This window comes from Nostoc flagelliforme FACHB-838 (assembly GCF_014698065.1).
Classification (GTDB): Bacteria; Cyanobacteriota; Cyanobacteriia; order Cyanobacteriales; family Nostocaceae; genus Nostoc; species Nostoc flagelliforme_B.
This window is the reverse complement of sequence record NZ_JACJSI010000014.1, coordinates 65,064-91,270: the sequence shown is the minus strand read 5'-3', so window position 1 is coordinate 91,270 and position 26,207 is coordinate 65,064. Positions and strand designations below refer to the sequence as shown.

Below are 26,207 nucleotides of genomic sequence, written 5' to 3'. Positions count from 1 at the left end.
CCTATTTACTTATTCTATGCGCTGTAAACTATCAGAGTGCTTTAACTCAGACAAGGTGGCGTTGCCAGTGCAGAATAATACCGTGGTAATTTCGGCGATTAATACTTCAGCAAGTTCGGCAACTGCTGTCTCTGATATTGCTGCTGCTTGCAGGAAAGGCATTGCTAAACCAGCTATATCTGCTCCCAAAGCGATCGCAGCTGCAATATCCAATCCATGACGCAAGCCTCCCGAAGCAATTAAGGGCACATCTGGAGCGATCGCTCTAATAGTTGTAATACACTCTGCCGTCGGTAAACCCCAATCGGCAAACGTCCTCCCTAAGCGACGTTGCAGGGGATTTTCTGCTCGTTCACTTTCTACTTTTGCCCAAGAAGTACCCCCCGCACCCGCCACATCAATTGCTGCTACTCCGGCGGCAATGAGTTTGTTGGCGATCGCTGCTGAAATGCCGTTACCTACTTCTTTCGCAATTACTGGCACTGGTAGTTCTATGCATAATTCAGATATCTTGTCAAGCAAACCCCGGAAATTAGTATCACCTTTGGGTTGAATGCACTCTTGTAGAGGGTTAATGTGTAAAATCAGGGCATCAGCCTCTAGGATATCAACTACGCGCAAACATTCATCTAAGCCGTACTTATAGTTAAGTTGCACAGCGCCCAAGTTCGCAAATAGCAGAACATCGGGGGCATACTTGCGGACAGCAAAAGTATCAGCCACTTGGGGTTTTTCTACTGCTACTCGCTGGGAACCGACACCCATCGCAATTTTGTAGTGTTGCGCGACTTGCGCCAAACGTTGGTTAATCATTGCGGCTTGTTCTGTTCCGCCAGTCATGGAAGAAATTAACAGGGGTGCGCCAAGGTGTTTCCCCAGGAAAGTTGTACTGATATCAATATCGTTGTGGTTGAGTTCGGGTAAGCAAGAATGGGTAAAGCGATAACGTTCCAGTCCATTAGTGATTTGATGAGACTGAACATCTTCTTCTAAGCAAATCCGAATGTGATCGGCTTTGCGATTCTGAGTTTGTGCAGAGATGTTGGTAGGGGCGTTCACTGGTAGGTATGGCTAAAAGTATTGGCTTGCGATCGCTATTGTTACATTGTCTGTAACTGTATTTGTATAACAAAAATATTTATTTTCGCTATCTTTCGGGTACGTTACGCTATTGATAACAGAACCATTCCCCCATTTTATGAGTTAATTAATATGGTTTTACAAACAGAAAAGCGTTACTACACCCCAGAAGAATATTTGGAATTAGAAGAAAAAGCTGAATATAAAAATGAATACACAGATGGAGAAATTATACAGATGACAGGGGGAACAACTAACCACAATAAGATTGCAGGTAATTTTTATAAAAGGTTTCCCCTGACTCTGCAAGGACAAGATTATGAGATTTACATAGGGGATGTGAAATTATCAATACCTCGTTATTGCCTTTATACTTATCCTGATGTTATGGTCATCAAAGGTAAGCCTATTTATGAGGGAACAGGTAAAACAATTATCACTAATCCCTTATTAATTGTTGAAATCTTATCAAATTCAACTAAAAATTATGACAAAACAGATAAATTTAAATATTATCGTTCAATTCCTGGTTTTCAGGAATATATTATGATTGACCAGTATAGTTTTGCTGTGGAACAATTTATTAAACAAGCAGAAGGACAATGGATTTTTAAGGAATATGAAGGTGAAGATGCAGTTTTAGTCTTAGATTCTATCGATTTTAAAATTACCTTGCGTGATATTTACGAACGGGTGAATTTTGAGTTGATTGAGGAATAAATCAATATATAGTAGTCCTAAATCAGTCGTGAACAATAAGATCCCCGACTTCTCAAAGAAGTCGGGGATCTTAGTCTCTGGATTTTTACAATTCATTTAGGATTGCTATATAAACATCGTTCTAATTACGATCGCCTGAGCTTAGTGAAAGTTCAAAGACTAAATCTATTTGCTAATTCTACCAAAGCCAGCTTCTTCAATTAGGTCTTGACCCCTGGGGGTTAGCAGTAACTTGGCGTATGCTTCGCCTGCTTTTTGGTCTATTGAACCATCTAGCTTGACAACTATATATAACTTGCGAGTTAGTGGATAACTTTGGTCGCTTAAAGCGTTAACATTAACTTTATAAAATTTATTTGGATTTTCTGGACATTCAGAAGTTTTCTCTTCACTTGATTTTTGATAGGGGGGTATTAGATGATTTGTGTCTTTACCTAACCACAAAGGCTTAACCATACACTGACCAATTATCTCTGACGCTGAGGCAAAGTAGATGCTGCCTTTTTCTCTAGACACTTCTCGTAGTCCTAGAGTGGTGCTTTGTACTGCTTTAACAAGCTGAGGAGAAAATGAATATTCAGGATCGCCTAAAACCTTTTCTTTAAAAAACTTGACAGTACCACCGATCACATTGCGAGACAAAGGCTTAATCTCCAAGTCAGGGCCCCCTAATTGATTCCAGTTAGTTATTTTACCTGTGTAAATGCCCTTTAACTGATCCAAGGTCAACCTAGTAACATTTAATTTTGGGTTAACTGCGATCGCTACCCCATCGTTCGCAATGGGAATTTCTTTAAAGTTCTTCTGCTGTTGCTCTGTAAGTGGATAAGAGTACTGTGCAAAAGCAATTGATTTATCTAATAACTTTTCGATACTTGTCAGTGAACCTGTCTCTTCAAGAGTAAAATCTACATATTTTAGTTTGAAATTAGGAAAGGCTTTTTGAATTTCATTGTCTACAGCGCCACGAATTGGTGCCCAAGTTGTACTGAGGCCGTAGTTAAATGTACCAGAAGGGACATCGGCATCTTTAACTTCAGTAAACCGATCGTTAGAGTCACGAACTGAATAACTAAATGGAGTTTCTGGAAGTTGGCCTTGATTTAACCATATTTGGTTTATCCCTACCCCCAAAGATACAGATACTAAGCCAAATACCAGCAATTTCCAACGAGAAAAAAGACTTTCGGATGGAGTTTTCTGATGGGAGGTAGGTGTGCTAGAAGACGTTTGCTTATTCGAAGAATTTTCGTCTTCTGGTGGTTGTCTTGCCTGATTTTTATCCTGAAAAAGTTCTTTAATTGGTGCAACATCTTCATCTCTAAGCCTCAAAATTTGTTGCAAACCTCCCAGATCAATCCAATCTTCATCACTAAGTGGATTTTGCCGCTCAATTGCTTCGGATAAAGCCTGCTCATAACGCTGTAATTTTTCTTCGCGGATCACGTAAGGCTGCAAAACCTCAGCCTCAATCGCATTAGCTTCTTCAGATGGCAAGTTCAAGCTGTGACTCAACTCTTTTAAAGTTCTATGGTTGATATCAGAAATTTTTCCTTGCTTCTTACGAGCAATTTCTTCAACTTTCCTTCGGTACATTAGTTTGCAATCGCCAACAGGTGCTCTTGCCAGATTTATTTTGTAGCCTTCCTCAACAGGATAGAACTTTGGTGTCATCGCTGGAGCTGCTTCTTGTACTTTAATACTGGCATAATCATGCAATCCACCTACCGAAATCCAACCGTCTTCGTCGTGGTCAGCAGCTCCAGTTTCAATCCCCTCAACTAGGTAACGTGTATATATTGAAAGTTCAAATCCTTCTGGAGCAAAAGAATACTGGGTAGATGTGGATGATGTCAGAATTGCTCGTCCTTTGCCTCCTAACTGTTCCTGCACATTGACAATACCATCATCTCTGACAGTCATTCCTTGAGCGATCGCTCCGCTAAAGCAACAGTCCAAAATTATCACCTGTCTTTGGGAACGACAATCGTTAATACACTCATGGAGAAAACTAGCAGCCACTGCCGAAGGCTTTACTAGTTTCCCATTCTCTTTACGAGTTATCCGGGTTGAGAGGTAAAGATTACCCCTTTCATCTTTAATCCCATGACCAGAAAAGTAAAATAATACCAGATCATCTCTGTGACGATCTGCATACAACCTATGAATGGCATTTTCCATCTCTTGGCGTTGAGGATTTTTCAACACCGTGATATCTGCCTCGGCAAAGTCGCCCATTTCTGGGTTGACTAATACTCGCTGCATCGCATCCACATCTTTAACAGATCCGGGTAAAGGGTTCAAATCTGGTTCGTACTCACTGACTCCAATCAGCAATGCTACTTTATTCACCATGTTTGCTTAACTACCCCTCTACAAATTTCTGTGCTACCTTGATCGCTATTACCAACTCCTGCATAATTACTGGCTTTGACTTTGGTTTTTTACCATTAGTTTCTACAGCCAGTTCAATGGTTATTCCAGAAAAGCGATGTCTAATAAACGAATAAGCTTGTGTTTTGAACGAACGTGAGTTTGATTAACCTCTCCCTGCCTAGAACTAAAGTTCAAGTCTGTCCCTCTCCGAGTCGGAGAGAGACGGTTTTGCGTAGTAAAACCAAGGGGAGGTCTTTATTATTAGACTAATTAGATATAGCTACAGCCCTTCTCTGCAAGCAAAGAGGGGCTTGTGATATTATTGATCCTCAGAATGGCGATGTGTGGGTAACAGGCTCTTTTTCTGTTTTTCTTGCAAACTGCTGGCTTGTTTCAGGACTGGGATACACTGGTTAATCATCCAGATTAAAACCTCAATTGGTGAGTCTCCTGCTGAAGGCGGTTTTCAGCATTTACGCCAATTAACATTGTTTGCAGAATTAGCAAAAAAGCGTAGGCGTAGGCCGTCGTAGACATCGCTCTTTGATTTGCACTTTCACCACATTTTTTAGCTGACATCTGAATTCACCTTGTTTTTGGGTTTACAAGGTCAATTATTTTTTTGGGTGTTTCCTCAGACACATCCCCCACACAACGTCTATAATGCTTGTATCATCAGGTTTTGCGGCTTGATTCCCTGGGTAATAATTATACCCAAAGCCAAGCGGCATCTAGCTTAAGTCAAATCTCTCTAGCTGATCTTTCCGCAATCCAGGGAATGCGATCGCCCCCAATAAAACAGACATTGTACAAAGAATGAGAGTGCGTAGGCGTAGCCCGCCGCAGGCATCGTTTTTGCGATCGCCGTGATGAGTTAATTAAAAGACTTCCAAATAAAAAAATATCCCACAACTCACGCAAAAATTTTCTCTATTTCTCCTCTCTCTGCGTTCTCTGCGCGGCAGTCCCTCATGGGGGAAACCCCCAAGACCGCGCTGCCTTGTCTCTGCGGTTAGTTTATTTGGATAATTTATTTCTTGAAAATCCCTAACGTTCTCCTAAGAGTTATGGAAGAGCGTTAATTGTAATAAGTAGCAATTACAGCAGTCAAAGGGATTAATTTATTTACCAGCCTCATCCATCTTTAGCCAGTTAGCAAAGTTTTTCGCAGCAGATAAAATCCTTTAGGAAAAGTAAATTTATCTACTGTAAGTTCTTTAGTAAGTTTTACAGACAAGGAAAATTGCTTCTATTGTGCAGTTACAGGGTATTTTAGGTAAATCAAGTACACGGTTAAGGGCACAACAATGTTGTGCCCTTACGATAATTTGTACCTCACGCCTGTTGCAATCTGCTGTATTTCAATCAATTAAACGATAGTTATCATTATTAGAGCTATATACTTATGCCAACCGCCCTCAAAAATATACAAGCTAAAAATCTAATTTCAATTGGTTTGCTAGTTTTTGTTCCTATTGCTATTGTGGCAGAAAAGTTAGAATGGGATGCATTAATAGTATTTGGACTTTCAGCAGTTGCAATTATTCCGTTAGCAGTTTGGCTGAGTCAGGCGACAGAAGAAATTGCTGTGGTTTTAGGGCCTTCTATCGGAGGCTTGTTAAATGCAGTCTTTGGTAATGCAACTGAGCTAATTATTGCTCTGGTAGCTCTCAAAGCAGGCTTGGTAGATATTGTTAAAGCCAGCATTACTGGGACAATTATCAGTAATTTACTGCTGGTAATGGGGCTATCTATGTTGCTGGGAGGATTACGGTATAAGGAGCAGACTTTTCAACCAATGGCAGCGCGAGTCAATGGCTCGACAATGACACTAGCAGTAACTGCAATTGTACTGCCTGCAATGGTGATTACTACATCTAATGTGGTCGAGCAAAGCGCTATTACTAATCTGTCGATTTTTGTAGCAGTCATTTTAATTGTAGTTTATGGTTTTACGCTGTTATTCTCCTTGAAGACTCACAGCTACCTCTACGATGTTGGAGTTGTAGAACTAGAAGGTGTTTCTGAAGACGAGACCGCCACAGAGCAAGATAAACATTCAAAACCAAACTTGAGCCTTTGGGTTGGTGTTTTGCTTGTGGCAACGATTGGTATAGCGTTCGTGTCTGAGATTTTTGTTGGTGCGGTTGAAGAAGCAACAAAAGGACTAGGATTGACACCTTTGTTTACCGGAGTAATTTTATTACCATTAGTTGGAGGTGCAGCCGAATATGTAACTGCTGTGCGAGTAGCGATTAAGAACAATATGGATTTGTCTGTATCTGTAGCAATGGGATCGAGTCTACTAGTTGCTTTGTTGGTTGCGCCGCTCCTTGTGCTAGTTGGGCAGGTAATTGGACAACCAATGGATTTAAACTTTAACTTGTTTGAGGTCGTTGCAGTGATCATTGCAGTGGTCATTGCCAACTTAATTAGTTTGGATGGTCGCTCTAACTGGTTAGAGGGGATGTTGCTGCTAGCAACCTATGCTATACTAGGTGCTGCCTTTTACTTCCATCCAATTTGAGCGCTAATCGGGCAATAGCGCTGTTATCGAAGAAAGGCAGCGGGCAGGAAGCAGGGGGAGGAAAAGTCGTTGTGATTCCAAAAATTGGATAATTTATTTTTTGGAGTTCCCTCATATCTGGCTAATTATTAAACGCTTTTCGGAGATGAAAGCGAAACCAAACTTTATTGACGCGTATAACGATGTTTCACCCCAATGGGGAAATATTCAAAATCACCCATAGGTGCTAATGTAACTTCTGGTGTTTGATATTCTGCGGGAACATAATTAGCAAACTCGCTATTTAGGCGGAGCAGTTGTGAAAGAATAGAAGATGTGATCGCTTGCTTTTGATCTTCACTACCTTCTATCCCTGCTCCTAGTTCCACAACCACAGATAAAAATCGATTTTTATCTGCATCTTCCTTCACCTGTAACACGAATTTACCCGTCACCCATTCTTGAATTCCTGGTTGTTCTAATCCCACCACCACATTTTCGGGATAGATATTTGCGCCAAAGTAAGAAACTGTAAAGTTAGAACGCCCGAACACATAAACAAAAGGTAGCTGATGAATACCTCTAGGCGAGTGTTGAGTATCAGAACGGAGATTTTCGAGCGGATTAAATCCCCATTCTGCTAAAAATTGCAGCATAGCATCATAACTAATTATTCCGCCAGTATCTAAGATGTCATAACGTACTAAGGGAATACCGTTGTCTCCCGAAAACAGCAATCCGCCATCTTGAACTTCAAAAAAGCGACTGCAAGGATCATATTGTACTAATGTGGGTAAACGTGATTCCCTAAATAAAGCTCTAGCTGCATCGGGATTTTCTGCTAAAAAACGGCGAATGCAAATACTTAACGGTGTTTCATTGCCCAAAACTCCTGCATCCGCAGTGCCATAAAGTGATGCAAAATCATAGCAAGGATTTTGTGAACCAACTCGTTCGCCAACTAAACTTCGCCATTCTTCACTAAATACTTCTCCCGCCATGACTAATTTAATCTGATATTGCTGCCACTCCACACCACGAACGATACCAGTATCAATAACATCTTTTAAAAATGGCGGGTATCCCAATAACACCACTTGTTCAAAAGCTGAACCTAATTCTTGGACAATTCGTAAGATTTCTTCTTTATTGTTACCAGGGGTAATTACAGTGATGGGATAACCTTTGCTAGCAAGATAACGACAGCAATTAGTGGTAAACATTCCACCTACCCAAGTGCCCAAAGTGAAACAAATCACTGCTAGAGTACGTCTGGTATCTGTATAGAAACTATCGTGAAAAATCTGTTCAAAACGTGTGGCGATTTGGAGTTCATCTGTGAAAAAACGAGGCCAAAATGTCGGTTTACCACTAGAACCTGATGAAGTAGCTATCATATCGCATCCTTCTAATTGCCCGTTGCGGCACAAGTCAGTCAAAGGATAGCGCAGTATATAATTTTGTTTAGCGATCGCTGGTAGTTTTTGAAACTCCTCTAAAGTTTGAATAGTCGCGGGATTAATTTCCTTTTCTGCTAAAAAAGCTTTGTAGGCTGGTACATTAGCCGCCACATCGTGAAATAAACTCAAAGCTGTCGAAGTCTCAGTGTTGAGATGCCGTTGCAGTAGCGTTTCTAGGGGGGTAGACAAAAAATCTTCAAATGCTTTAATTACTTGTTGCTGTCTTGATTTCGGGTTCATGACGCTTGTTGTTTATCCTGAAGTAAAACCAACACCGTTAAAATAATTCGTAATTCGTAATTCGTAATTTGTAATTCGTAGGATATCCGAAAATAAGGGTATACGCGTTGTAGTTATCCAATAAAACCTTAATTTATCCTTGGGCACCATGCAGCTCTATTGCAGTAAACAACACACAAATAATGGTAGTAACCGCTTTTGTACCCATTGTGGTGAACCATTACCTCTTGCTGTGGGACAGATGGTGGATAATCGCTATCAAATTATCCGTCATTTAGGGCAGGGTGGCTTTGGACGCACCTATTTGGCGGAGGATAGAAGTAAATCCCATCAAACTTGTGTGCTGAAGGAATTTGCACCCCAAGTACAAGAACATCAAGATTTACAAAAAGCTAAAGAGTTATTTGAACGAGAAGCAAATGTTCTGAAAAAACTCCAGCATCCACAAATCCCGCGTTTTCACGCCTCGCTACAAGTGAAGATAGGCACTAAAGATTTTTTCTTTCTAGTGCAAGATTATGTGGATGGTGATAATTACTACCAATTATTAGAACAGCGTGAAACTCAAGGAAAAACCTTTAGTGAAGAGGAAGTCATCACCCTCCTGCAACAGATTTTACCTGTGTTATCCTACATCCACTCACGAGATGTAGTTCACCGTGATATCTCTCCCGATAATCTGATTTGGCGGCGTTCTGATAATCTGCCAGTGCTGATTGATTTTGGTGGTGTCAAACAATTGCCAGCTTCTGAAGGTTTTTGGCGCACTAAGTTAGTTGGAAATAACACCTTGCTGGGTAAAAAGGGCTACGCTCCAGAGGAACAGTTACGGCAAGGTAAAGCATTTTTTAGTAGTGATTTATACTCTTTGGCTGTGACAGCCTTGGTGTTGCTCACAGGTCAAGAACCGCAAAAATTATACGACACCTATCAGGGAATTTGGGGTTGGGGAAAGGAAATCCGAGTTAGTCCCCAATTGGAAGCAGTGTTAAAAAAGATGCTGGCTTATAAACCGAGCGATCGCTATCAACGAGCCGAGCAAATCCTCAGAGATTTACCATCAGCAACTGCGACGAAATCCCCAGGTAATTATATTACTAGCAAGATCAACACGATGGTAGTTGCTCCAGGAAGACAACGCGCCAGTGCCGTTATGAGTAGATTTCAGAGCAAAACGCAAGCGATATCTAAACCGATATCTTTCCCTGTTTGGATTCGCCCTTTTGTGATGAGTTTAGGAGGGACAGCTTTAGTTGTCTTAACTGGCGCAGGTGCTTGGGCAGTAGTAAATGCAGTCATTCGGAGTGTAACTTCAATCACCATTCCCTCAATTTCGTTACCGCAAATTCCTCAATTGCCGGGCGGTAAGCCTGACAGGGAAAAAGGAAAAAATAGCGATCTCCAGAAAATTATTAATCGTCGTCAAGAGCTAGAAATTACTGAAGGATTTTTTATTCCCTTCGTAGATAATTTATTTTATACAAAAAAACCGGAATTAAAGGGGCGTAGCCTGACATCTAAACCTGAAGATGCTGGTTTACGAAATGAATGGTCTGGTATCGCTAACGATTTATTGAATAAACTAGAACAGGCTAACCTCAGTACAGCATCTCGTCGGAAGTTGGGTAAGTATACTGAACAAGATTACGAAACATGGAGACGACAAGCGCGATCGGGTGAGTTTGGGAAGTATACAATTGATCAGCTGACTAAAGACACAAATGAAAAATTTGATCGTTTGTTTCCCGATCAGCAGCGTAAGAAACTCAATCAACAGACTTTCGGCCAAATTTGGTATGCGATCGCCGCTGATCAAGTCAGTAATGTACGATCTGGCAAATAAGGGGACTGGGGACTGGAGACTGGGGAAGAGTAACTAATGACTAATAACAAATGACAAATGACAAAATTATATTGTTCTAAGGGACATGAAAATTCCCCAGGTAGTCGCTTTTGTCTCCAGTGCGGTGAAAAGTTGTTGGATACGTCCATAAGTTATACTATCCAACCGGGGCTAACTTTAGGCGATCGCTATGTGATTGTGCGTCAAATTGGCCAAGGTGGCTTCGGACGCACTTATTTAGCTGAGGATATCAACCGTTTCCGCGAACTTTGCGTTTTAAAAGAATTTTCCCCCCAAGTTCAAACCGCTTACGTTGTCCAAAAAGCTGAAGAACTGTTTGAGAGAGAGGCGAGTGTTCTTTATAAACTACAACATCCCCAAATTCCCCGCTTCCGGGAACTGCTGCGGCTGAACTTAGGAGGCAAAGAATATCTGTTTTTGGTACAAGATTATGTCGAAGGGGAAACTTACAATTCTTTGTTAGATACTCGGATAAAACAGGGTTTGCGCTTTACAGAAGTAGAAGTGCGCCAATTGTTGCAGCAAATTTTGCCAGTATTGGAATACATACACTCTCTGGGAGTAATTCATCGAGATATTTCTCCAGATAACTTAATGCTTCGCACCGTTGACAAACTGCCAGTGTTAATTGATTTTGGCGGTGTCAAACAAGTAGCAGCAACGGTTGCTTCCGAATATTACCAACCCGGCGTAGTCGCATCTTCACCATCACCAACCCTATTGGGTAAAATAGGATTTGCTCCCGCAGAACAGATGCAAACTGGGTTAGTATCTCCCCATAGCGACTTGTATGCTTTAGCAGCAACGATGTTGGTTTTACTGACAGGAAAACAACCACAAGAATTAATTGATACCTACAATCTCACTTGGCAGTGGCGACGGGAAGTAAGCCTGAGTCCAATTTTGGGGCAAGTATTAGATAAAATGCTATCTGCTAGACCAAGCGATCGCTATCAATCAGCCCGTCAAGTCCTCCAGGCTATTAACCAGCCCCCAGCTAACTTTCCCCCAACTCAATATCCCACCCCGCCACAACCCACATCTGCCACCGTTGCCGTCTCCCCATCGGCCCCAGCCCCCAGCCAGCGGGAAGCTAAAGCTACATATCCTTCATCTCCCCCCCCTCCTTCTTGGTGGACACCAACAAAAACCTTTCTTGTGGCGGCACTAGCAGCGGGTAGTGTTGGATTAATTTTGTGGGGAGTAAATAACAACCGCAATGTCGGGGAAGTCGAACCGAATCCTACAACTAGCCCCATTCCAACCACTGAACAACCGACTGATCCTTTAGCGCAGTATTCGCCAGCAGAACGGCAGCGTAAAGAAAGATTGAGCGATCGCCGTCAACAATTGGGTATTAACTCTAACTTCTATGTGAACTTGGTGAATCAAGTTTTTTGGGATAGAAATCCCAGTTTACGGGGACGCACTCTCAGCGATGGCCCAGAAGATGAGGGTTTGCGGGCAGAATGGGATAAAACAGCCTTAGAATTGCTAGAAAAGCTAGCACCATTGAGTTCCAATGCACGCCGCCAACTGGGTACTTACACAACTGCTGAACGCGATCGCTGGAAAGTGGAAGTCAACAAAATCAACGTTGGTAGTCGTTCTTTATATGATTTAGGAGATGCAGCTTTCTTAAGTGTATTCCCGGACCAACAGGGTAAAAATTTCCAGAGTCAGCCCATTGGCCAAGTTTGGTACGGATTTGTTAGCGATCAACTCAGTGCTATCCTCGCCGGTAGCACTTTCCAGAAACTTGTTTTTGATCCGGGGGCTACTGGTAAAACAGTCAGCGGTACTCTCCAACCTGGTGGCGGTAAAGTATTCATTGCTGAACTTGCTAAAAACCAATCTCTGGACTTGAAACTACAAGCAAATTCCCAAATTTTGTTATCAGTCTATTCACCCTCTGGCAAAATTCGCTTGTTAGAAGATTCTACCCAGCGTAGTTTGTCAACTAAATTATCAGAAAACGGATTTTACGAGTTTGTCGTGGTTTCCACAGCATCAAAACCATTAGATTATCAACTCAGCATTACAGCAGAAAATCCCACACCTCCCCCATCGCCTACACCAACACCTACGGAAACATCCACACCTATACCAACTCCCACCCCTACTCCTACGCCCACTCCTACAGAAAGCTCTACACCTGAACCTACAGCAACACCTACTGCTGAGACAACTCCCCAGAATAATTAAAAATCCTGCAAACGCGATGCTGTCCTTACCGATCTAAAAAATTTTACTTGATGAATGTTTTTGTTAACTAGGAATTTGCTATAAATACTATGAAGTTAATTGGCGCTGCGATCGCAGCTTCAAGCCAGTAAAAAGAGTCATTTTTATAAATGTGCAGTTTCCCGATCGGGATTGGTTATCTTTCTGCTTCTTTACCAGCATATTTTTATGTCATTAAAACCAGGCAACACAGCTAAATTATTGGTGGGAGTTACCGCCTTTCTTACAGCTGTAGCAGGTATCTTAACTGCTATTTGGGGGACGGGTAGGGTATCTGACTCGCTCAAAGTTATGCAAAGTTCTCCAGATAAGACAAACCCGCAGGTAACTACTTCGCCAAGTCTTTCGGGAAGGGAAATCCCTAAATCAAGTCCTGCTGAAATAGCAAATGGTAATCAACCTAGTTTTGATGTTTCTCAAAAATCAGCAGACGGTGATTGTAAGAATATTGTGGTTAAAGGTAAAGAAGCCACAATTATTTGTTCTCCTAAGCTTAATACCCCTTTTGGTAGTAGATCATTTCCACGGCCCCCTTCTGTAGAAGCAACTACTTCAAATATTCAGTTGCAAGCAACAATAGCAGGCTTAGAGCGTGGCAGTAATAAGTTTACGCTTTTGCTTACTAATAATACCGCAGATCAATCTGTTAATATTTCTACCCACGACCTTAATATTTCTGATGACTCTGGAAACATTTATGATTTAGACCTTTTAGCGATGTATGGCACGGATCTTAGCAAAACTATACTTCCATTAGGTCAGATCAAGATCAATTACATTTTGTCTGCCCCAATTAGCAATCAAGCAAACTCACTAAATTTTATATTAAATGATGTTTGGGCACAGTCAAAAAGCAATCAGTTCCCGTTAGCCTTACCTGAAATTCAATGGAAAACTAATCTTTAGGGAGTTCCAGTTAAAAAAATATCCCGTCGTAGGGGCGCAAGGCATTGCGCCCCTACAAATCTATAAATAATTTGGGATAATTTATTTTTTGCAAGTCCCTTAGTGGTTGATAATATTATTACCAGACAACTTCCTAATCAAAATCCGTCGCTAAATCTGGATTCCGATAATGTTGGAAAAGTCGTGTGATTTGTGCTGGTGTCACACGTCCTAGGGAAAGTTTTGGTAACGCACCTTCAGGAAAAAAACCGACTTCTTCAGTTTCGATACTCGATGATGGAGAACCACCAATAAGTTCACAGTGAAAAAAGAGCTTGTAGACATAAAACGGTAATGATGGATGTCCCTGTTTGTTTCTGTCATAGACTGCTAGGAGTTTCATTGCGCGTGCTTGATATCCAGATTCTTCATATACTTCTTTGACAACTGCCTCACTGGGCGACTCACCAACATCAGCCCATCCACCAGGTAAAGTCCAGCAGCCATCAATTCTTTCCTTGACTAACAATATAGTATCGTCACGAAAAATAGCTGCCCGGACATCAACTTTAGGAGTTGCATATCCGACTTCGCGGCTAAATAAATCGAGAATATAGTTGTGTTCTACATTTGAGTAAGTCGCCATCATTTCTGTGGCGATCGCCTGCAATTGTTTATAGCGTTCGATGTCATAAACACCTTCAGCATAGGTTAGACCATTTTGAGCGATCGCTTGTAACTTTTGCGCCCATTCCAGCCATTTAGGTTGCATATATTTTTCTTATGTAGGGGCTTGGATCTTGGGGAAAGGTGATAGGGAATAATCTGTACCCTATTCCCTTCTTCAGTCCCCAGACCCTAGTCCCTACTTACGCATCATCTAAAGCTGCAATTCCAGGCAACACCTTACCTTCAAGTAACTCCAAACTAGCGCCGCCACCGGTAGAGATGTGGCTCATTTGGTCGGCTAAACCAACCTTTTCCACAGCCGCTACCGAGTCACCGCCGCCGATAATGGTGGTTGTGCCAGTTTTGCCAATTTCAGCTAGGGTATGAGCGATCGCTTCCGTACCTACCGCAAACTTATCAAACTCAAACACACCCATTGGCCCGTTCCAAATTACCGTTTTGGTATCTGCAAGAGCTTCTTGGAAAAATTTCACCGAGTCTGGCCCAATATCCAAGCCCATCCAACCATCGGGGATATTCTCAATGCTAACGGTTTGAGAATTGGCATCGGGGGCAAAGTTATCTGCCAATACCACATCTGTGGGAAGCAATAAAGCAACACCACGTTCTTTAGCCTTAGCTTCCAAAGACTTCGCTAGTTCCAGCTTGTCTTCTTCTACCAAAGACTTACCAACATTCAAACCACGGGCTTTGTAGAAGGTGAAAATCATCCCACCGCCAATGATCAGCTTGTCGCACTTCTCCAGCAGTGTTTCAATCACACCAATTTTGCTGGAAACCTTGGAACCGCCAATAATTGCTGCCAAAGGACGTTGGGGATTTTCAATGGCGTTTTGCAAATATTGCAATTCCTTCTCAACCAAATATCCAGCCACAGAAGGACTGAGGAATTTAGTCACACCTTCAGTAGAAGCATGGGCGCGGTGTGCAGTACCAAAAGCATCATTTACATAAAAATCAGCGTTACCTGCTAATTTTTTCGCAAATTCTGGATCGTTCTTTTCTTCTTCTTTGTAAAAACGGACATTTTCTAGTAACAGCACTTGACCATTTTGCAACGCGCCAACTTTAGCTGCAACTTCATCACCAATGGAATCATCAGTTTTAATGACTTCTTGCCCTAGTAACTCCGACAGACGCTTGGCAACGGGAGTTAGGCGTAATTTGTCATCCACACCTTTAGGACGCCCAAAATGGCTGGCGAGAATGACCTTAGCACCCTTCTGCGTCAAATCTCTGATGGTTGGTAAAGCGGCGCGAATGCGAGTATCGTCGGTAATGTTGCCTTGATCGTCCACAGGCACGTTAAAATCAACCCGCACTAAGGCACGTTTCCCAGAAATATCAGCCGAAGATAAACTTGCTAAACTTTTTTTGGACACACCAAACTCTCCTGATTGCCTTTTTGTTATTGTTTTGAAAGTAGAACCATCAAGATTTTACCGGAGTCAGGGGTACCCAAGTGACAGATATATTTAAGACGGTATTATTTCCTATCGATCAAAGCCGGGAAACGCGTGAAGCTGCTGACGTAGTTACCAACGTAGTCAAAAAGTACAGCAGTCGCTTGGTGCTGCTGTCTGTGGTAGAAGAACCGTCTCCAGATGCGCCTAGTGCAGATCCGATGGTGTCGCCACAGGTAGTTGCGAAACTGCTGGAAAATGCCCAATCGTTATTTTCTGAGCAAGGAATTCAAGCTGAAATCTTGGAAAAGCAAGGTAAACCGGCTTTTACTATCTGCGATGTCGCTGATGAGATTGGGGCAGATTTAATTATTATGGGCTGTCGAGGACTAGGCTTGACTGAAGAGGGAGCGGATGATAGTGTTACCACTCGTGTGATTAACCTTTCCCCTTGTCCAGTGCTGATTGTGCCTTAGCAGTGTGTTGCTCAATACTAGTTGTAGTACGATCGCTAATTAAAAGTTCTACGGTTGTAACAACAAGGCGGCTGGAGAAGGTTGTCCTAGATTCGGTGGTGCTAAATACGGGCATTAAGTTTTAGCCTTAACCGAGCATTCTTGACTCCTGCCTCCTGCCGTCTTAAACCTTAGTGTTATGAATTTTTTGATTATTATTTAATTTTGTGATTCCTCCAAAAACAGTTAACCAAACTACTACAACAACCCAGTGAATTAAAACTATTACAAACAAAGAGCCTGTAAGGGTATATGCAATAGTACATACAATTCCCAAAAAGGCAGCTAAAACAAGAAAAGCATAATTATAAAATGTGGGAATTCCAGCTTTAAAAAATGTTTTAGCATTCAATGGATGATACAAAACAAATAATAATAAACTCACTGTTGCCCACAAAGACCATTGGAACCAATTGGTAATTTCGCTAGGATGAGGAAGCAAAAAAACGCGAAACAAAAGTTCTTCAAGAATTGCAGGTAAAAATAAGCAACGTAATATTAACAAGCATTTATCAATCCAACTTACAGACCAAAGTTCTACCTGTAAAAATCCCAATTTCCAACCATAAGGTAGAGCGATAATACTATAAATTATTAGCAATACAAAACTAACTAACCAATCTTTTAGCGTCGGCACTGCCAAGGATGCGAAAGTCCGATTTAAAAGAATTGAAAGGGGTGAAATATTGGTAAAGGGAATCTTGATTTGCCCCAAAAGTGCTGTTGGTGCAATGGGTGTAATATTGGGTTGCCAGCCACCTACTTGATTAGTTCGCAACACTTGCATAACTGCACCATGTTTTAAAAAAATTGCGGCGAGGTCGTCATGTGCAAGTCTAGGCATAATTGTTCGCCATGTTGTCAAACCAGCCCAAATACTAACATCTTGAAATGGTTTCGTGGTTTTTCCTATCCCCGTACCTGCGAGTATCCCTGCTTGACTTTGCCAATCAGCGCGAACTATACCTAAAGGTGCTAATTGTTGTTCTAAAGATTTACCTAATTCAACTAGCTGCTGAAAGCGTAATGTTTGCGGGTGATTAGGATTTGCGCGCACCCAAGCTTGAATTTTAGGAGTTGTAGCAACTTGGTTTTTAATTGCCAGTATCGCCGCATAAAGCGCTTGGCTTGAGTCTTGGATACATGAGGTAGCAGGTGATACCATTGCGCCACCAGTTCCATCACCAACCCGATAACGTGCCATTGTTATCTGTAATTGTTGCCGGAATTGCTCTAAAGGCGAAACTTTAACACCATCAAAATCATAATCCTGCGTTACAGGGTCAAATTTGATCAGAATATCTGATACTGGACGCGTTGCCAGCCAACCACGTTGCAAATTACCCATATAATCAGCCCATGTATGCGTCCCGGCAATAATTCCATCGGGGTTATGAGCATAAATTTGGTGGTATTTAGTCTCGAAGCGCAATTCCTTAGTAAACTCGTCGCGGACAACTTCTGCAATTCCAAAAGCAAAATGGCCAGTAATAGTATAAGGTACTCCCAGTGGTTCAGCTTTTCGTCCGCCAATTCCACCAAATAGGTGTAATACAATAGCTTTATTGCCTTCTTGCCATTTTGATATAGATTGATTAAGTGAATTTTGTGTTTCTACAGGTTTTAACAATACAGTATTGAATTTAGCTTTATTTTTCTCGGTATTTTGCCAATTTACCTCTTGGATGTAATTTAGTCCTAATTCCTCACCAGTAATGATTTGACGGGGTTGAATTTGCAGCAGAGAACGAGGTGCAAGTGCTACTACCGTAAATACGCCCTTTGCATCGGCAGCGCCATAAATATACCACCCATCTTCACCCGCAGATGATTGTTCGATTTGCTGCGAACTTGAAGGAGCAAAATTTCGCTTATCTATTACTTGTTGGGGAATACGAACAGTTTCTTTAAGACCATCAAATTTGTCCGAATTAGGATTATAATGCTGTACCCAAAAATAATCACTATCCGGCTTTACGTTGGAAAATAAAATGTTTTTGTCGCTAGATTTAATCTGTTTAACTATTTTTACTAACCCATAAAATCTACCAGATACTAAAACAGGTTCGCGTTCAATTTGCAAAATAGATTTTTCTTTACTTGCATCAATTATTGTTGTTGAATCTAAAGCAACAATTACATTATCATCAGGATTTGCACCAGCTAAAGAGCGTAAAAACCCTACCTGACGAACTCCATTTAATCGAAAAGGATGAATGTTTCCTTGCTTTTGACTTTTAATCACTTCTGAAGTGAAATTTATATCTCGCGTTACTGCTTTATTTAAACCAAGCAATTTTTGATTCTTTTTCCACTCCAAACGCACAATATTCCCTACCAAATGTTGTGCTGTAGGTGGCGCATATTGTACTTCCATCCATACCCAATCCAAACCATCTTGTAATTGCTGTTTTGTGGGTAAAATTAACCTTCCTACCCAGTCGGCAACAGGTTTATACAGGTTTGTAGAAGGAATTTCTGTAACGGGGTAAAAATTAGATTGATTAAAATTTTGTCGAATATGTATTGCGTAATTGCTTTCTTGCTGTACTAACTGGGGTTGTGCTGGCGAGAGTTGCCACACCACAATTACTGCTATGAAGGCTAGCAGTAAAAATCTCGTAAATAGTAGCCTTGCTTTTCGATTCAATCCACGGAAAACCATATATTATAAGCAATTCAAACTTGCTGATAATCTTACTCTAAATATAATGTTTTGAGTCTCTGCTGTAATCCCCGACTATTTCATTCTAAATGTAGGCGATATATGAGACATCTCCAGAAAATAAATATGCCTTATCTATAACCCTTGCAAAGACGTAGGATTGCTACGTCTCCAATATTTTTCGCTTAAAGGAGCAAAAGGAAAGGAAAAGGATTTAAATTTACCTTTCCCCCTTGCCCTTTAACCTTTTCCCAGAGCAAAAGAGAGATTATTGGGTTTATCCGAAAAGTATTGGCTACGTCTCTCTTTTTCACCAAATAATGAGAAACAGAAAATTCTGAGCGCGGACTTCCGACGCTCAGAACTTTGGAGATAAATCTGGCGTGTAAATATGCAATGTTTATTTACTTAACAGCTTAAAAGCGATAGTTGCGATCGCGCACCCACATACTAACAGGTACTGCTTTACCTTGAGGATCTACTTTCGCCTTAACTACAATGGGTGGTACTTGTCCTCTACGGGCGCGTTGGGTTTGTAAGTCGCTCCTAATCTGCTGCCGTTGGTTTTCTGGGATGTAATATGTTTCTAAGCCGTAGTTAACAGAGCCATCTTGATAAACACCTTTTAAGGCTGCCTGATTGGCTCTAAGAGTAGTGGGGCGATCGCTACTTACTCGTAATGGTCTCCAAGCTCTAGGAACACCGCGACCAGTGGATAGTTGCTCTTGCAAAGTCACGTAGATGTTAGTTCCTTCAGGCAATCTTCTGCCACTTCCACGACCTTTGCTGACTAATGTTTGCCAACCAGGTAGTCTGCTCAAATTTGAGGTACGGGATATATTGTAATCTAACGCTAAGGTATTACCGTTTAGCACATTGTTAGGGTCTACAGGTACGGTTTGTAAAATCACTGTTTTACCTGTAACATCTGTATAAACCGCTTGGGCTGGTACTGCCATAATTAGCCCTGTTTGCAGCGCCAGGGGAGCTATTAACCGCCAAAAAGGTAAGGACTTATTCGATTTTTGTTCACTAGCAATCAAGTAATCCCGAAAAGTCACCTTACTGGAGAATTCAGCTTCGGGAGACAAGGGTTTATTTTTAGATTCAGAAGAACTATTAGTCATGAGCGTAGTCCTAAAAAGCAGAGGTCTTGAAGAGGTCAAAAGTAACGAGATTAGGACTAACGCAGAGAAACTTGAAAAATTTCGACGCACAGAGATTTTGATAATAGCCAAATTTCAGATTTCTGAATTCTGTTAGCGGATAGCCAAGGTTTAGCCCATTCTGAATTTACACTACTTTTTACTTGTAGAGCTACCACCAGGTAAGCGGCGTTCAAACCAGAGTCCAGCGCTAATTAAAGCAGAGCCACACAAAACAAAGACTAGGGACTTAAAAAGTAAATCAGTATCGTACTCTTGCACCCGACTGATAATTTGCAGTGTCACTAACAACATACCGCCCCAAAAGGAATTTCTGTTGCCTAATTTCAATCCTTCTTGAATTAGTCCCCAGGCTAATGTTGCAAGAAGTACATTGAAAATAAAAATACCAAGTTCATCAATGCGGCTGATAGTTTGATGCCAAAAAGGTACTATGACAATAAAGGCAAGAAAGGTACCAATGACAGCAGTCGTGAAAATCACTTCGCGGCGCGGAGGGTTATTCCTTTGACGCAGTAGAAACAACCATTGCAATACCGCCAAACCGCTGAGAATCCCTAAATCGATGATCGGCAGAGACTGGAATAAGTTTGTTACATTCGTTGGCTGATTATAACCATAATTTGGAGATTCCCAGACCCAACGAAAAGATAGAACATAAAAGACAATGCCAAAGCTAACCAACGCTAAATTACGGGCTAGAGATTGAAACAACCTGTAATTTATGCTTGGAAACAGCAGATCATCATAACTCCAGAATAATGCAGGTGGCAGTGCAAAAGCAAAAGATGCCACCCAAGGGGCTATATCAGCATAATTCAGCAGTGGTAGGGGATTAAGGTTGGCTTGTAGGGAACTAGCAAAAACAAAGGCTGCTAGACCAAAAATCCAACGTGATCGACAGAAGTAGGCTAAGGGTACAAACACCAGCCATGCCAACAAAGGTAGATGCTGCACCACTAAACGCGACCAAGTTAGCTCACCTGAAGCGTACCACAAGTCTTCTAGCCCAGTCCAATAGCCGATTTCCACCAAGATAATTGATAGAATTCCTAAAGAATTTAAGCACAAACTGAAGGCCATCACCACAACACCCAACCCCCAAGCGAGAAAAAGTTGGGAAGCTGAACCGGTAATATTGAACATCTGGGCCATCAACAGTAAATTTGCACCGAAAATGAAGGCGCTTAAAATTAGCAAACCCTCTCCCAGTAAACGTTTACTCCGTTCTACCTTTTTACCTTCAGGTTGTCTCCAACTGTAAAAACCAGTAATTGCGATCGCAAAAAACAAACTCATCATTAGAATAACTTTGACTTCTCGCGATCCTCCCTGCCAGTTTCCTGCTACAAAGGTAGTTATGCCTAAGCACAAAAGGATGCTGCCGATTGCGATGGCGATCGCCTTATTGCGATCGCGTGCAGCAGCTTCCAGGTTTTTAAATTTGTAACGTTCTGCTATCTGCTCATATTGCGAAGAACTAATTAATCCTTCATCCCTCCATAAGTGTGCTTCTTTGCGTAATTTTTGCGGAAAGTTTTCTAAGATCATGACCTTCTCCGGTGCAGTGGGGTAGCTTGGCCATTGCGATCCCAATGGCGGTCATTATATTTTGAGTATGAAGCCAAAAGCCTTAATTACATTGTTCTTGTGTAACAGTTTGATTTCAATTCTGATACAACGTACTAATTCGTAATTAAGAAAGTTAGGTTACAGATAATTGACAATTGATATTATATTTATTCAAATGGAAAAACCTTCTAATTTATTACTTAAAGTCTCGCGGCGTTTGTTCACTAATGTAGATGAACAAGAAAAGTTTATTGAGGCTTTAATCAATCCTCAGCCTTTTTTACCCAGTATTCTTTGGTGTCAAGAAAAACCGGAGATTTCACCTTTAGCAGTAGAAACACTAACCTCTTGGCAACCACAATTTATAGACCGCTTAACTCTAGGACAAAAACCCGGTCAGCATCCGTTACATCAACAAGGATATTTTTATTGTTTAGATTTTTCTTCGGTGTTTGCAGCTACTATTTTGTTAGCAATTCCTCAGCCAGTGAGTTTAATTTTTGATATGTGTGCTGCACCAGGAGGTAAAAGTATCTTCGCTTGGAAAGCTTTACAACCTGACTTACTCATCAGTAATGAAGTTATTGGTAAACGTCTAGGTATGCTAATTTCTAATTTGAAGCGTTGCCAGATTAGCCCTAGTGCAGTGGTTAATAGAGATTCGAGTATATTTGCGGAAATGTTTCCCGGCTCTAGTAATCTAGTAATAGTAGATGCTCCTTGTACTGGACAATCTTTACTTGCTAAAGGTGAAAAAGCTCCCGGATGTTTTCACCCAACTGCTATTAATAAGAGTGCAAATCGGCAAAAACGCATTATAGCTAACTCTGCTAAACTTGTTTCACCACAAGGTTATCTTGCCTATATGACTTGCACATATTCGCCAGAAGAAAATGAGCAAGTTTGTGAATGGTTTTTAGAACGATTTCCACAGTTTCAGGCAATAAAAATTAGCTATTTTGCTAAATACCAATCGCATTTAACTACGATGCCTTGTTATCGGATGTTCCCTCAACATAGGTTAGGTGCTGGTGCGTTTACAGCCCTGTTTAAAAATACTAACGAGGATGAATATAAATCTGAAGAAGTAGATTTCAATACAATATCTTCGCTGTATATTTACCAGAATATCAACAAGTCAAGTTAGTTATCTTGGAGGTATCTGGCAATCTTAGATTATTCGTGAATGACGGGATACCATTTCATCGAATGGAATTTTATATAATCAATGGTTATAAGCTGTTCCACATTTAAATTGCATATACTAGACGGGCAGGATGCCTACCCCACAAGAGCTATATTTAATTTGATTATGCAAATTAGATGTTTTTTAGTTTAGCAGAACGTAAGCTTTCATCGTGCAAAAAAGCGTGAAGTAGTAAATGCGATTTTTTATATATTGCGTCGTGCAGGTTGCTTGTGGCGAATGATGCTTCACGATTTTACGGTATATTCATATTTCCGACTCTGGGAGTAGAGGCGCAAAGCCTTGCGCCCCTAAAAATCTATAAATAATTTGGGATAATTTTAAGTGCGATCGCCCATGCTGAAAATTTATGAATTATTTAATTCGCTCCTTAATTATCAGGGAAAATAATTTCTGCTAAAAACTCAATCTATCAAAATAGTGAATTCATTTCATACTAATGATGCAAGAAATTCTATCTAGGGATCGATATGGCTTATAAGCGAAATGAAGTAGAAATAGTATACTAAGTTACATGAGATTGTGTTCTATGAAACTGAATTATGTTACAAAACAGCTTTCTACAGTAAAACGCTGGATGGCTACAACGCTGTTTTGTATGTTAGCGATCGCTTTCGTTTGGCAAGGTGCATTTTTCTCGAACACTTCAGCAATGGCTGCGCCTAGCGCAACCTTGATTGCATCATCAGACGCAGGCGATAAAGTTCAAGAAAAAACCAGTAAAGATGCTGGACGAGCCAAAAATTTCATCGAAGATACAAAAGATAAAGTTAAGGAAGCTGCCAAGAGCAACGCCAGTAAAGTTGATCAAGCAACAGACAATGGTAGTTTTGTTGAGCGCAAAGCAAAGAGAGATGCGGCTACAATTCAAAGAAGAGCAGACGAAGATGCGACTCGGACTAAAGAAGCAGTAGACAACACAAAGAATGTTGTTGAACGTACTGTTGATAACATCAAGGATGCTTTTGGTAAATAGAGCATAGCATAGATATATAGCAATCCTATTTGATTTGTAAAAATCAAAAGTTTACATTCCCGATTTCTTATAGAAGTCGGGAATCTTGTTGTTAGTGAGTCCGCGAACATCGAGCAGTTTTCCTCTTGCCTCCTGCCTTCCTTGATATCTAAGTAACTTTAAATACATACTTATGGCGCTACATAAAATAGCGAAATTAGCTGCTATCAACGAAGAAGAGAAGAAACTATTGTTAAATATTTATTATCAATTATGTTAGATATATAGTTAGAAATCAAATATTTAACTTTTCTTGTACTAAACTTTAGAGGCTGAAATTGAGTAATCTGCTTAGGGAATTTCCGCAAGTTTCTCCTAAAAAACTTGCTTTTGTATACGGGCTAAAGTTTATTGTTAAGTAGCATTACTTATTGACAAATGTGCTACATATTTAATTAATCGGAACCTGATTTGACAAATTGTGAATGGTTAACATCTTTTCCACCATTATCAATTACGAAGTTATAATTTCCACTACAACTTAGTAACAATGTAAGACTCTGATTATTTAAACAACGCGACCGTGGGAAAATCAAAATACCGAAAACTTGAAGTTAGAGAGGAAAACCCTATAATATGCATCTGAGCGAAATCACCCATCCTAATCAGTTGCACGGTTTATCTGTTCGCCAACTGCAACAGATTGCCCGTCAGATTCGAGATAAGCATCTCCAAACGGTAGCAGTTAATGGTGGACACCTAGGCCCAGGGTTGGGTGTTGTCGAATTAACACTAGGACTCTACCAAACACTGGACTTAGATCGGGATAAAGTGATTTGGGATGTAGGACATCAGGCTTATCCCCACAAACTGCTTACAGGACGCTACGATCGCTTTCACACCCTTAGACAAAAGGACGGAGTTGCCGGTTATCTCAAACGCGGTGAAAACAAATTTGACCACTTTGGGGCTGGACATGCTTCTACAAGTATTTCGGCAGCATTGGGAATGGCTTTAGCGCGAGACTTGAAAGGGGAGAAATTTAAAGCCGTTGCTGTTATTGGTGATGGAGCACTGACTGGGGGCATGGCTTTAGAAGCCATTAACCATGCCGGACACATGCCCAAAACCAACCTGTTGGTTGTTCTCAACGACAACGATATGTCTATATCTCGCAACGTCGGCGCGATTCCCCGCTATCTCAACAAAATGCGCCTCAGCCAACCGGTGCAATTTATTAAAGATAATCTTGAAGAACAGTTTAAGCAAATTCCCTTCGTTGGCGAATCCCTCTCTCCTGAACTCGGACGCATCAAAGAAGGTATGAAGCGCTTGGCGGTTCCCAAAGTCGGCGCAGTTTTTGAAGAACTCGGCTTTACCTACATTGGGCCAGTGGATGGGCATAACCTTGAAGAATTGATTGCCACCTTCCAACAAGCACATCAGATACCAGGCCCAGTTTTGGTACATGTGGCAACAGTGAAAGGCAAAGGTTATGAAATTGCCGAACTAGATCAAGTTGGCTACCACGCCCAAAGCCCCTTCAACGTAGCAACTGGCAAAGCCATTCCTTCTACCAAACCCAAACCCCCGGCTTATGCCAAAGTCTTTTCTCACACTTTAGTGAAACTTGCCGAACAAAACCCGAAAATCGTTGGGATTACTGCGGCGATGGCAACGGGCACAGGTTTAGATAAACTTCAAGCAAAACTACCCAATCAATATGTTGATGTTGGCATTGCTGAACAACACGCAATCACCTTAGCCGCAGGACTTGCAACCGAAGGAATGCGCCCCGTTGCTGTTATTTATTCTACCTTCTTGCAACGCGCCTACGACCAGATAATTCACGATGTCTGCATTCAAAACCTGCCAGTATTTTTCTGCTTGGATAGGGCAGGAATTGTTGGAGCTGATGGCCCTACCCACCAAGGTATGTATGATATTGCCTATCTGCGTTGCATTCCCAACATGGCAATTATGGCACCCAAAGACGAAGCAGAACTGCAACGCATGATCGTAACTGGCGTTAATCATACTGGCCCGATCGCTATGCGCTATCCTCGTGGCAATGGCTATGGCGTTCCCTTGATGGAAGAAGGTTGGGAACCTTTGGAAATCGGCAAAGGCGAAATTCTGCGTACAGGCGATGACGTGTTAATCGTCGGCTATGGCACAATGGTCTATCCAGGAATGCAAGCTGCGGAAATTCTCAGCGAACACGGCATTGAAGCAACTGTAATTAATGCCCGTTTTGTTAAGCCTTTGGATACCGAGTTGATTTTACCTTTAGCGAAGAAAATTGGCCGTGTTGTCACCTTAGAAGAAGGCTGTGTGATGGGTGGCTTTGGTAGTGCGATCGCCGAAGCTTTATTAGATGCAGATATTCTCGTTCCTGTCAAGCGATTCGGTGTACCAGATGTATTGGTAGATCATGCTGAACCCAATGAATCTAAGACAGAACTAGGTTTAACTAGCCATCAAATAGCAGAGAGAGTGTTACAAGCTTTCTTTAAGCAGCAAGTATCTGCTGTCGTCTAGTAGTCTGCCAACCCAAAAATGCTAAGTGAGGACTGGGGAAAGGGATTAAACCCTTTCCCTCTTACCCTTTACTCCGCTTTCGTCACGAAAGCGAACTACTAGTTCGTTTTAAATCAGA

At 41.3% G+C, this 26,207-nt stretch carries 19 protein-coding genes; 9 read left to right on the top strand and 10 right to left on the bottom strand.

From position 1 onward, the window contains the following. Positions 1-9: 9 nt before the first annotated feature. On the bottom strand, positions 10-1,059 hold the full coding sequence (gene fni / locus H6G97_RS10215; RefSeq protein WP_190940495.1) for a type 2 isopentenyl-diphosphate Delta-isomerase: 1,050 nt from the start codon (positions 1,057-1,059) through the stop codon (positions 10-12). A gap of 153 nt (positions 1,060-1,212) precedes the next feature. Here fni and H6G97_RS10210 point away from each other — a divergent pair, with 153 nt between their 5' ends. Further along, complete coding sequence (locus tag H6G97_RS10210) at positions 1,213-1,800, top strand: Uma2 family endonuclease (RefSeq protein ID WP_190940494.1); 588 nt, start codon at positions 1,213-1,215, stop codon at positions 1,798-1,800. A gap of 165 nt (positions 1,801-1,965) precedes the next feature. On the opposite strand, the gene H6G97_RS10205 is transcribed toward H6G97_RS10210, so the two are convergent. The 3 genes from H6G97_RS10205 to H6G97_RS10195 all read right to left on the bottom strand — a co-directional run bounded on the left by H6G97_RS10205 (position 1,966) and on the right by H6G97_RS10195 (position 5,097). Further along, positions 1,966-4,155 (bottom strand): caspase, EACC1-associated type, encoded by a 2,190-nt coding sequence (locus H6G97_RS10205; RefSeq protein ID WP_190940493.1) that lies wholly within the window; start codon positions 4,153-4,155, stop codon positions 1,966-1,968. Positions 4,156-4,602: 447 nt separating this feature from the next. Next, positions 4,603-4,755: a hypothetical protein gene (locus H6G97_RS52335; RefSeq protein ID WP_242054879.1), complete on the bottom strand. Its 153-nt coding sequence runs from the start codon at positions 4,753-4,755 to the stop codon at positions 4,603-4,605. Between the two features lie 162 nt (positions 4,756-4,917). After that, positions 4,918-5,097, bottom strand: coding sequence for a hypothetical protein (locus H6G97_RS10195; RefSeq protein ID WP_190940492.1), 180 nt, complete (start codon positions 5,095-5,097; stop codon positions 4,918-4,920). A gap of 484 nt (positions 5,098-5,581) precedes the next feature. Here H6G97_RS10195 and cax point away from each other — a divergent pair, with 484 nt between their 5' ends. Next, the gene (gene cax / locus H6G97_RS10190; RefSeq protein WP_199349333.1) at positions 5,582-6,703 is read left to right on the top strand and encodes a calcium/proton exchanger; all 1,122 of its coding nucleotides are present in this window, start codon (positions 5,582-5,584) and stop codon (positions 6,701-6,703) included. 164 nt (positions 6,704-6,867) lie between these two features. On the opposite strand, the gene H6G97_RS10185 is transcribed toward cax, so the two are convergent. Further along, the gene (locus tag H6G97_RS10185) at positions 6,868-8,382 is read right to left on the bottom strand and encodes a phenylacetate--CoA ligase family protein (RefSeq protein ID WP_190940491.1); all 1,515 of its coding nucleotides are present in this window, start codon (positions 8,380-8,382) and stop codon (positions 6,868-6,870) included. A 148-nt stretch (positions 8,383-8,530) separates the two neighbouring features. On the opposite strand from H6G97_RS10185, the gene H6G97_RS10180 reads away from it, so the two are divergent. From H6G97_RS10180 to H6G97_RS10170, 3 genes are all read left to right on the top strand, one after another. Continuing rightward, the gene (locus tag H6G97_RS10180) at positions 8,531-10,225 is read left to right on the top strand and encodes a serine/threonine-protein kinase (protein ID WP_190940490.1); all 1,695 of its coding nucleotides are present in this window, start codon (positions 8,531-8,533) and stop codon (positions 10,223-10,225) included. Positions 10,226-10,282: 57 nt separating this feature from the next. After that, positions 10,283-12,451, top strand: coding sequence for a serine/threonine-protein kinase (locus tag H6G97_RS10175; protein ID WP_190940489.1), 2,169 nt, complete (start codon positions 10,283-10,285; stop codon positions 12,449-12,451). 171 nt (positions 12,452-12,622) lie between these two features. Then, on the top strand, positions 12,623-13,396 hold the full coding sequence (locus tag H6G97_RS10170; protein ID WP_190940488.1) for a hypothetical protein: 774 nt from the start codon (positions 12,623-12,625) through the stop codon (positions 13,394-13,396). Between the two features lie 133 nt (positions 13,397-13,529). Here the strand turns inward: H6G97_RS10170 and H6G97_RS10165 are convergent, their stop codons facing one another. Further along, entirely contained in the window at positions 13,530-14,147 is a 618-nt protein-coding gene (locus tag H6G97_RS10165) for an NUDIX hydrolase (RefSeq protein ID WP_190940487.1), read from the bottom strand. 97 nt (positions 14,148-14,244) lie between these two features. After that, entirely contained in the window at positions 14,245-15,447 is a 1,203-nt protein-coding gene (locus H6G97_RS10160) for a phosphoglycerate kinase (RefSeq protein WP_190940486.1), read from the bottom strand. A gap of 89 nt (positions 15,448-15,536) precedes the next feature. Between H6G97_RS10160 and H6G97_RS10155 the strand changes: the two genes are divergently transcribed. After that, a complete protein-coding gene (locus tag H6G97_RS10155) occupies positions 15,537-15,944 on the top strand; it encodes a universal stress protein (protein ID WP_190940529.1) in 408 nt (135 codons plus the stop codon). Positions 15,945-16,107: 163 nt separating this feature from the next. Here H6G97_RS10155 and H6G97_RS10150 read toward each other — a convergent pair whose 3' ends face one another. The 3 genes from H6G97_RS10150 to H6G97_RS10140 form a co-directional block, all read right to left on the bottom strand. Then, entirely contained in the window at positions 16,108-18,648 is a 2,541-nt protein-coding gene (locus tag H6G97_RS10150; RefSeq protein ID WP_190940485.1) for a CPBP family glutamic-type intramembrane protease, read from the bottom strand. Positions 18,649-19,064: 416 nt separating this feature from the next. After that, a complete protein-coding gene (locus H6G97_RS10145) occupies positions 19,065-19,775 on the bottom strand; it encodes a GDYXXLXY domain-containing protein (protein ID WP_190940484.1) in 711 nt (236 codons plus the stop codon). A gap of 171 nt (positions 19,776-19,946) precedes the next feature. Continuing rightward, on the bottom strand, positions 19,947-21,365 hold the full coding sequence (locus H6G97_RS10140) for a DUF2157 domain-containing protein (protein WP_190940483.1): 1,419 nt from the start codon (positions 21,363-21,365) through the stop codon (positions 19,947-19,949). 196 nt (positions 21,366-21,561) lie between these two features. Here H6G97_RS10140 and H6G97_RS10135 point away from each other — a divergent pair, with 196 nt between their 5' ends. The 3 genes from H6G97_RS10135 to dxs all read left to right on the top strand — a co-directional run bounded on the left by H6G97_RS10135 (position 21,562) and on the right by dxs (position 26,089). After that, positions 21,562-22,533 carry an RsmB/NOP family class I SAM-dependent RNA methyltransferase gene (locus H6G97_RS10135; protein ID WP_190940528.1) on the top strand — a complete coding sequence of 324 codons (972 nt, stop codon included), beginning with the start codon at positions 21,562-21,564 and terminating at the stop codon, positions 22,531-22,533. Between the two features lie 589 nt (positions 22,534-23,122). Further along, positions 23,123-23,569 carry a hypothetical protein gene (locus H6G97_RS10125; protein WP_190940482.1) on the top strand — a complete coding sequence of 149 codons (447 nt, stop codon included), beginning with the start codon at positions 23,123-23,125 and terminating at the stop codon, positions 23,567-23,569. 615 nt (positions 23,570-24,184) lie between these two features. Beyond that, positions 24,185-26,089 carry a 1-deoxy-D-xylulose-5-phosphate synthase gene (gene dxs, locus H6G97_RS10120; RefSeq protein WP_190940481.1) on the top strand — a complete coding sequence of 635 codons (1,905 nt, stop codon included), beginning with the start codon at positions 24,185-24,187 and terminating at the stop codon, positions 26,087-26,089. Positions 26,090-26,207 lie beyond the last annotated feature (118 nt).